This is a genomic window from Cyanobium sp. Alchichica 3B3-8F6, from assembly GCF_024346435.1.
GTDB lineage: Bacteria > Cyanobacteriota > Cyanobacteriia > PCC-6307 > Cyanobiaceae > Cyanobium_A.
On the sequence record NZ_JAGQCZ010000031.1, the window covers coordinates 1 to 8426 of the forward strand.

An 8426-nucleotide genomic window follows, 5' to 3' on the forward strand; every position below is an offset into this window, starting at 1 on the left:
CTGGAACCACAACCCAAGGCTCAAGCAGAGGCAGAACCAGAGGAGAAGGCAGTGTTACCAGGTGTCAATGAGAATGGGTAACATCTTATTGATGCAAAGCGTCGGCCAAGGGGCTTGACGCGGGACAATCGCCGCTCGGGCCATCGCCGAAGTGATGGTGCGGCTGCAGCTGCCCACCATCCTTGGGGAGTTGGTGGCTGGGGTGTTGATCGGGATCTCGGGCCTGCATCTGATCGTGCCGCCAGAAACCCAGGCCCAGCTCAGTGCCGGAGTTGCCGGCCTGCTGGCCTCCCTGGCTCAGATCAGTCCTGAGGCGGCGCGCGAGGTCTACAGCGAAACCTTCCCCAACCTGCAGGCGGTGTCACAGCTGGGGCTGTTTGCTCTGTTGTTTCTCACGGGCTTGGAGAGCGAGCTCGATGAGCTGGTGGCTGTGGGCGTTCAGGCCACCACGGTGGCTGTGGCTGGTGTGGTGCTGCCCTTTGCCCTGGGTACGGCTGGCCTCTATTTCCTCTTTCATGTGCCGCTGATTCCAGCGGTGTTTGCTGGTGCCGCCATGACGGCCACCTCGATCGGCATCACCGCCAGCGTGTTTGGCGAGTTGAAGTGGCTCAAGAGGCGCGAGGGCCAGATCGTGATCGGTGCCGCTGTGCTCGACGACATCATCGGCATCGTGATCCTGGCGGTGGTGGTGGCGATCGTGGGCGGTGGCGCCTTCAGCCTGGGCCCGGTGTTGAAGTTGTGTCTGGCGGCGGTGGCATTTGTGGCGGTGGCCCTGGTGCTGAGCCGTAAGGCCGCACCCGCCTTCGACTGGGTGGTGGATCAGCTCAAGGCGCCCGGCGATGTGGCCGTGGCCAGCTTTTGGTGCTCACCGTGTGCTGCTTTGCCGCCCAGGCCATTGGCTTGGAGGCGGCCCTGGGGGCCTTCGCCGCTGGCTTGATCCTGAGCGCCTCGAAGCACACCCACGACGTCGATGCGGCGGTGAAGCCCCTGGTGGCCCTGTTTGCCACCGTGTTTTTTGTGCTGATTGGCACCGGCCTGGATCTTTCGGTGCTCAACCCCTTCGATCCGGCCAATCGGGAGGGCCTGATCGTGGCCGCGTTCCTGCTGGTGGTGGCCATGGCCGGCAAGGTGGCCGCCGGCTGGAGCTACCTCAGCACGGAACCCACCAACCGCCTGGTGGTGGGGCTGGGCATGATGCCCCGCGGCGAAGTGGGCTTGATTTTTCTGGGCCTTGGCAGCCAGGCCGGCATCCTCACCCCCGCCCTGGAGGCCGCCATCCTGCTGATGGTGATTGGCACCACTTTCTTGGCGCCGATCCTGCTGCGGATTGTGATTCCCAGCGAGCCTGGCGAGGGCGGAAGTCTCCAGTCAGAGCAGCCAGCCTGACCCTGTGCCCCTGACACCCCCCCCCGCATGCGCTCGATTCGGAGCGCAGGTGTGGCTTGGCGCGGAGTCATGGCACCCTTAGGCCTCGCCTTCCCTGTCGCTCGTGCGGCACGTCCACAGAGCTAACCGCTGCAGACATCTGGGGCTGCGTCGCCTGGGGCCATCAGACGAAGCGCATCAGATGGCGCGGCCCCGCCGCGATGGACTCTCGGCCGCTGATCCGGGTCATGGCCCGTGGTGCAATCCCTGAGAGCAATCAGCCGACGCTGCCGTGCCCGGGAGCCCACTGGTGGATCAGTTGTTCGAGGCGCACGAGCTGGTAGCGGGTCTGCTCGTTGGGCTGCTCGGAGTAGGCGCTGCGCAGGCTGTTGAGTTCAGCGTCGAGAGAGAGCAACACGGGATGGTTGTCGTTCACGGACTGGTCCCTAAACCAATTGCCTAAATCTTAAGCCTTCCTTTAGCGGCGGGCTTGTGAAACCGCTGTATGTGCTCAGCCGCTGACGCCGGAGGCGTGGGGAAGGGGTCCGTTTTGGTCGGAGCGGAAGCTGAGGGGCATGGCCTGAGCGTGCTGCTGAAGCAGCTCCAGCAGCCGCTCAAACACCTTGCGGGTGTGAGGAGCGGTGGCGCCCATCGCTTCGCGGCTGAGCAGCACCAGCTCCAGCTCCTTGCCGTCGGCTTTCGATTGCACATCGGCAAACAGCTGCATTCGCTGGCTTTCGCCGCCTCCGCGGATCATGGCGCTGAGGTGGGCCGGGGTGCGGTGCTCGATCTCGGCATTCAGGGCCTCAAGCACCGGATGGAGGGCCCCAAGCATCGCCTCTGGCGCCATGGCAGGGCTGGGTTTGAGCACCACCAGAAAACGGGCCACAACCACTCCCTTTGCAGAGAACGCTACTTGTTGCGACCGGCGCCAACGGCTTGGTCGGGGTCGAGCGGTAGGCCCTTGATAGCGAGGGCCAACCGCCGCGCCAGCAGCAGCAGTGGATAGGTGCGGCGGGCCCGCTGCGGCGTTGCCAGCAGGGGACCCAGCAGCTGGAGCAGGGAGGTGCTGGGGTGCAGCCGGCTGCAGATCCACTGAATCGCTTCAGCGCCGTGCAGCACCCGCCCTTCAGCGAGCACCACCGCTCCCTGGCTCAGGTCCCAGCCCTGCTGACGCAGTTGCCGGCGCAGAGCGTGGTCGCTGCGCCCATCCCGGATCGTCAGCCCCGCGATGCCACTGCGCAGTTCGCTCAGTTCGGCGAAGTGGCGGCAGAAGGGGCAGCCGCCGTCAAACACCAGCACCGGTTGCTCTGATGCCAGTTGCACAGATGCCGTTTGCAGAGACGCCGGGTGGTCAGCCATCGGCTGCAGTCTTGGGGATCGCTGTCATCCTGAAGGCAACGCAGGCTTCGTTGGTGTCGATGCCCCGATCGGGCCCTGAATCCATTGCTGTCATCGGTGCCGGGGTTGCGGGCTGCGCGTTTGTGGCCCAGCTGCGGCGGCTGGGCCATCGCGGCTCAGTGAGCCTCTGGGAGACCGGTCGCGGGCCCGGCGGGCGGGCCAGCACCCGTCGTTCCCGCCACGATGCCGCGCTGCGCATCGACCACGGAGCGCCGCTGCTCAACATCACTGGAGAGACCGATCCGCTGTTGCTCCAGCCCCTGCTGGCCGGCGGTTGGCTTGAGCCCTGGTCGGGGGTGATCGCCCAGTTGCAGGGGGAATCAACCCTCAAGTTGGGTCAGGCCGATGCCCTGGGGCTGGGACAGCTCTACCGGGGGGCCGGTGGCATGGATCATCTGGGCCAGGGTTTGCTCCACCTCGCCGGCGAGAACGTCGATGCCCACTACGGCACCCTCGTGCGCCACCTCAGCATCGAGGACGGTGTCTGGCAGTTGTGGGGCCGCGAGCGGGAGCTGCTGGGCCAGGCCCACTGGCTGGTGCTGAGCAGCACCTTGCTGGCCCACCCCCGCAGCCGCATGATCTTCGGCTGGGATGACGTGCCTCTGAAGCAGGCGGTGGCCCCGCTGGCGGATCTGCAGCTCGACCACGCCCTCACCTTGATCGCCGGCATCCGCACCGAGGCCCGCAGCAACCTGCTGGTGATGTTGGATGCCGTGGCAGCAGGCCCCTGGCGGGCTTTGCCTTTCGGCCTGCTCCATTTGGACGCGGCGGCCCAGCAGCACTGGGGGCTGCAGCGGATCACCGTTCAGCCCCTGGCTGACGGACGCTGTGCCGTGGTGGCCCATTCCACCCATGCCTTTGCCGCCGACCACCTTGATGTGTACGGCACCCATTCCGCCGTGGCCCGCATGCTGAAGTTGCCCCCGGATGAAGGCCGCGAAGACATCGTGGTGGCGGCCCTCACCACCGCCTTGGAGCAGGTGATGGGCCTCTGGTTGCCTCGGCTTGATTTGGGCCAAACCGACCGCCAGCTGATGCGCTGGGGTGCCGCCTTCCCCCTGGCGCCGGGGCTGCCCTCAGAGCTGATGTTCTGCCCCCGCAGCCGGGTGGGCTTCTGCGGCGACTTCATCGCCGGTGTCGGTTTTGGGCGCATCGAAGGGGCCCTGCGCAGCGGTGAGCTGCTGGCCCATGAGCTGTTGGCCTTCACTTGAGCGGGGCTGTTTGATGGCGACGGCTGTTTCATTTCAGACGGCTGTTTCATTTCAATTGATGCAGCGTTGCGACAGTTCCCCCGGACGGTGACCGATGTGATTGCCGCGTCTGGTCCGGGGGGGTTATCAGTTGGAGCAGAGACGTCCTTTGCGTCTTGGAGTGCCATGCGGCCGGTTCCCCCACCCACTGCTGCCTGTTCCGACCGGCATGCTCTGCCCCGGCGGTGGCGGCAATTGCCTGTGGCTCCCGCGCAGCAGCTGGATGTGGTCAACCAGGCAGCCCGCTATTTCGCCCATCACTTTTCTGAAAACATCGAACTCGAGGTGATGGCCAGCTCGATCGGGGTGAGTGCCGAGTGGCTTGATCTCTGTTTTGACCACTGCCGAGGCAAGACACCGTTTCAGGCGTTGCAGCACTTTCGCCTCAGCCGCCTGTTTGAGGGCATTGCCGAACATCCCCAATCCACCCTCCAACAGCAGGTGCATCGCTGCGGTCTGGCTTCGGTGATGGCGGCCAACCGGCTGTTTGAGGAGTTGTTTGGTATTGGCCTGGCCCCCTTCCGCCGGGTCTGCCGTCGTGCGGCCGCCGATCGGCTGCTGCACCATCGCTGCCCCTGACCTCGTGAGTGGCCTCTTGAGTGCTCTGGCCCTGGTGTCGTGCCTGGGGCTGGGGGTGATGCTGGCGTTGTTGGAGCGCACCTTCCGCACGGCGCCGGTGCTGCAAGCGGCTCCTGCCGGCGCTGGCGGCTTGGAAGCCCCCCTGTCTGGCCAAAAGCCCACCTCCTGCACCGTGGTGGTGCCGGCCTACAACGAGGCCGACAACATCGGCGACTGCGTCACGGCGATCCTCGCCAGTGAGGACCCATGCCCGCGCTGGTCGTTGCTGGTGGTGGATGACGACTCCAGCGATGCCACCGCTGAGCTGGCCCGGGCCGCGGCGGCGGGAAATCCCGGCTTTGTCCTGCTGCAGGCCGGCGCCCGGCCGGCCGGTGAGCGCTGGGTGGGCAAAAACTGGGCCTGTCACCGGGCCAGTGAGCAGCTCGACAGCGATTGGGTGGTGTTCATCGATGCCGACGTGCGGGTGGAGCCCGGGGCCCTGCGGGCTGCCCTGGCGGATGCGCAGGCCCATGGGGCCGACCTGCTCACCCTGGCGCCGCGCCTGCGCTGCGGTTGCTTGGCGGAGTGGCTGGTGCAGCCGATCATCGCCAGCCTGCTGGGCCTGGGCTTCCCGATCGCGCGGGCCAACGATCCCGCCGATCCCCTGGCTTTTGCGGCGGGGCCGTTTCTGCTCTTCTGCACCCAGGCTTACCGCGCCGTGGGTGGCCATGCCGCCGTGGCTGGCGAGGTGGTGGAAGACCTTGCCCTGGCGCGGGCGATCAAGGGTCAGGGGTTCCGGCTGCGCTACCTGCTGGGCCTCGATTGGCTGACCCTGCGGATGTACGGGGATTTCGCCAGTCTGTGGGAGGGCTGGACCAAAAACTGGCTGCTGGGCCTCGACCGCGACGTGCTCAAGGCGCTGGGGGCCGGCGCCGTTGTGGTGCAGCTTTACGCCATTCCCTGGCTGCTGCTGCCCCCAGCCCTGTGGCTGGTCTGGCAGGGCCCTGCTCCACTGGCGCTCCTGCCGCTGGTGCTGGCGTTGCTGGGCATTGCCCTGCAGCTGGCGATCCGGCTGTGGAGCCGCCGTCGCTTCGCGACCCCGCTCGACTGGTGGTGGCTGGCAGGCTTGGGCGGGCTGGTGATCGGCGCCATCGCTCCGGTGTCAGTGATCAAGACCCTCAGCGGCCGGGGCTGGACCTGGCGGGGGCGCTCCTTGCAGAGCCCGGGTTAGGGCCATACGTTGAGGGCACAGCGCCATCGGGGTTGCCCCAGGGATGCAGAGCCCATTTGGCGATTGGTTGCCCGAGGTGGTGGTGTTCCACCCCACCCGCTTTGAGGAGGCGCAGTGGATCGTGCACCACGTGCGCGAGCGCAAGACCGTGGTGGTGCATGCCGGGGCGATGGAGCGCAGCGAGGCCCAGCGCTTGATCGACTTTGTGGCCGGGGGGGTGAGCGCCATCGATGGTCAGGCCGAATGCCTCGATCCGCTCACCTTCATCTTTGTGCCAGAGATCGTGGCCCTGCGTCGCGATCCTGGCGGCCCCGATCCTGAGCGCAACCTGCGCTGAGCAAGATCCGGTGCCGCAGGCTGCAGCGTTCTGCCTCCTAGGCTTTGCGATTGCTCAGGAGAGGGCTTGGTTCCCCGTCTACGTCGCGTTCTATACGCCTTCGGCCCTGTTCTGATCATTGCCAGTCACTTCGGCTGCCTGCTGCTCCTCTGGACCGGGCTCAGCGTCGGGGCAGCCCTCTGGGGCTTGGGTCTTTACCTGGTGCGCATGCTCGCCACCACGGCGATTTACCACCGCCTGATCACCCATGCCAGCTATCGCGCCGCCCGACCGGTGGTCTGGATCGGGGCCGCGGTGGCGGCCTCGGCTGGTCAGATGGGGCCGAGCTGGTGGAAGGCCCATCACCAGGAGCACCACCGCCACGTCGATACGGCCGCCGATCCCCACACCCCCCTGGCGCCCTCGGCGGGATGGCGAGGCCTGTGGCGCTCCCAGGTGGGGTGGTTGCTGAGCTCCAGCTTCTTTCCGGCCAGCCTGCCGGCCGACGTGGAGGCGGATCCAGTGCTGCGACTGATCGATCGGCTCCATTTCGTGCCGGCACTGTTGTTGGCTGGCCTGTCCTGGCAACTGGGGGGTCTGCCTTGGCTGGCAGCCTTCTGCCTCAGCACCACGGTGCTGTTCCACGGTGTGGCCAGTGTCAATTCCCTGGCCCACCTGCTCGGGGATCAGCCCTTTGCCACCGGTGATGCCAGCCGCAACAACGGCTTTGTGGCGCTGATCACGCTCGGTGAGGGTTGGCACAATCTCCACCATGCCTTCCAGGCGTCAGTGCGCCAGGGCATCACCCTGCACGCTGGTCGCCCACGGCTGCTGATCGATCCCACCTACCGCTTCATTCGCCTGCTGGAGCGTTGTGGTTGGGCCTGGGATCTGCGCGTGCCGAGTCAACGTGCCCTACTGGCCCGCGCCGCTGACTGAGTCAGATGGCTCCGGCCACCAGGCTCAGCTGCAGCCAGCAGCCGCCTGGGGCCAGCTTCTCGACCACCATGCTCTGGAGGTGGTCGTTGGCCGCCAGGTGGGCAAAGGTGTCGGCGTCATCGCGGGTGTTGAAACGGGCCGCCTGCACCTGCAGCGGCACACTCTGCTCGCGCTCGACGACAGCGCGAACGCGATAACGACCCGAAGCGATGGGATCATCCATGAGGCAATTCTGAGTCCCTTTCGCTGGAATCGCGACGGCCTTCAGGGTTTTCGCGACATTGCGAGCGAGGTGCCACAGAACGATCGCTTAGCGGGTGGGGACTTGGCGCCCCTTCCAGTTGATTGAGCCTCGCTCCAGGTTGAGAATCGCCAGCAGGAACACCCCGAGGAAAAACAGCACCGGCACGGGGAACACCAGGTTGATCCAGCCAAAGGTGCCAAGGCGTCGGGTGATCACCAGCAGCTGCAGGGCATAACCGACGTAGACCAGCAGGTTGGGGGCCAGGGCGGGATCGCCCACCATGGGCCAGTGCAGGACGGCAGCAGGCAGGCACCAGGCGGCCCAGAACAGCCCTAAGAGCCACAGGAGCACCCCGACCATCCAGGGCCAGCGCACCTCGCCGGCTGCGGTGGCGAAGTTCTTGTCGAAGCCCACCACCATGTCGCTCAGGCCGCCCGGATACATGCGGTAAGCCAGGCTGCCGTGGCCGAGAAACGCGCTCACCGGCAAGCCGGCGGCCTCGTAACGATGGGCGAGGAACCAGTCCTCCACCACTTTCCCGGCCACCGAGGCATGGCCGCCGATGCGCCCATAATCGCTGCGGCTGGTCACCATTGCTGGCCCGAAGGCCACCCCCACCCGCGGCCCCAGGGGCACCGCCATCAGCCCCACCAGGTTGAACAGCACCGACAGTTGCTCGTAGGGCTGTTCAGTGCGGTGAAACGGCTGCACCGACACCAACCCGCCGTACTGCTGGTGGTTGGCCACCAGCTGGGCCAGAAACGTGGGGCGGGGCTCGGTGTCGGCATCGAGGAACACCAACAGATCTCCCTGGCTGCGGTTGGCCCCCTGTTGCAAGGCCCAGGTTTTGCCGCACCAGCCTTGCGGCAGCGGTGCCGAAGCCAGCACCGTGACGCCGGCGGCGTGGGCGATGGCGGCGTGGGCGATGGCGGCGGTGTCGTCGCTGGAGTGGTCGTCAATGACGATCACCTCGAGGGGGTGCAGGCTTTGGGCGGCTAGGAGCCTGTCGCACATTCCAGCAGGCACAGCTTCCCCTCTCCCCGTTGCTTGGGGGTGAGCTCGGAGGGTTGCTCTTTGCAGGGGCCTGAGCGGCCCTGAGCAGTGCTCCCTCCCTCAGCTTGC

At 66.5% G+C, this 8426-nt stretch carries 10 protein-coding genes and 1 pseudogene; 6 read left to right on the plus strand and 5 right to left on the minus strand.

Annotated elements, in window-relative coordinates; genetic code table 11:
• Positions 1–127: 127 nt before the first annotated feature.
• Positions 128–1386 (plus strand): annotated as a pseudogene (locus tag KBY65_RS13695) (cation:proton antiporter); the annotation flags it as partial.
• Between the two features lie 256 nt (positions 1387–1642).
• On the opposite strand, the gene KBY65_RS13700 reads toward KBY65_RS13695, so the two are convergent.
• From KBY65_RS13700 to KBY65_RS13710, 3 genes are all read right to left on the minus strand, one after another.
• On the minus strand, positions 1643–1801 hold the full coding sequence (locus tag KBY65_RS13700; protein WP_198953890.1) for a hypothetical protein: 159 nt from the start codon (positions 1799–1801) through the stop codon (positions 1643–1645).
• A 75-nt stretch (positions 1802–1876) separates the two neighbouring features.
• Entirely contained in the window at positions 1877–2260 is a 384-nt protein-coding gene (locus tag KBY65_RS13705) for a hypothetical protein (RefSeq protein ID WP_094561386.1), read from the minus strand.
• A 17-nt stretch (positions 2261–2277) separates the two neighbouring features.
• Entirely contained in the window at positions 2278–2727 is a 450-nt protein-coding gene (locus KBY65_RS13710) for a DCC1-like thiol-disulfide oxidoreductase family protein (protein WP_094561387.1), read from the minus strand.
• A 59-nt stretch (positions 2728–2786) separates the two neighbouring features.
• Here KBY65_RS13710 and KBY65_RS13715 point away from each other — a divergent pair, with 59 nt between their 5' ends.
• The 5 genes from KBY65_RS13715 to KBY65_RS13735 all read left to right on the plus strand — a co-directional run bounded on the left by KBY65_RS13715 (position 2787) and on the right by KBY65_RS13735 (position 7060).
• Positions 2787–3977, plus strand: coding sequence for an NAD(P)-binding protein (locus tag KBY65_RS13715; RefSeq protein ID WP_254987753.1), 1191 nt, complete (start codon positions 2787–2789; stop codon positions 3975–3977).
• A gap of 234 nt (positions 3978–4211) precedes the next feature.
• Positions 4212–4595 (plus strand): hypothetical protein, encoded by a 384-nt coding sequence (locus KBY65_RS13720; RefSeq protein ID WP_255001958.1) that lies wholly within the window; start codon positions 4212–4214, stop codon positions 4593–4595.
• 4 nt (positions 4596–4599) lie between these two features.
• Entirely contained in the window at positions 4600–5805 is a 1206-nt protein-coding gene (locus KBY65_RS13725) for a glycosyltransferase family 2 protein (RefSeq protein WP_315860091.1), read from the plus strand.
• Positions 5806–5848: 43 nt separating this feature from the next.
• A complete protein-coding gene (locus KBY65_RS13730; RefSeq protein WP_094561390.1) occupies positions 5849–6142 on the plus strand; it encodes a cell division protein SepF in 294 nt (97 codons plus the stop codon).
• A gap of 66 nt (positions 6143–6208) precedes the next feature.
• Entirely contained in the window at positions 6209–7060 is an 852-nt protein-coding gene (locus tag KBY65_RS13735) for an acyl-CoA desaturase (RefSeq protein WP_094561391.1), read from the plus strand.
• A gap of 1 nt (position 7061) precedes the next feature.
• Here the strand turns inward: KBY65_RS13735 and KBY65_RS13740 are convergent, their stop codons facing one another.
• Both KBY65_RS13740 and KBY65_RS13745 read right to left on the minus strand, forming a co-directional pair.
• On the minus strand, positions 7062–7283 hold the full coding sequence (locus KBY65_RS13740) for a hypothetical protein (protein WP_094561392.1): 222 nt from the start codon (positions 7281–7283) through the stop codon (positions 7062–7064).
• A gap of 87 nt (positions 7284–7370) precedes the next feature.
• A complete protein-coding gene (locus KBY65_RS13745) occupies positions 7371–8318 on the minus strand; it encodes a glycosyltransferase (RefSeq protein WP_255001959.1) in 948 nt (315 codons plus the stop codon).
• Positions 8319–8426 lie beyond the last annotated feature (108 nt).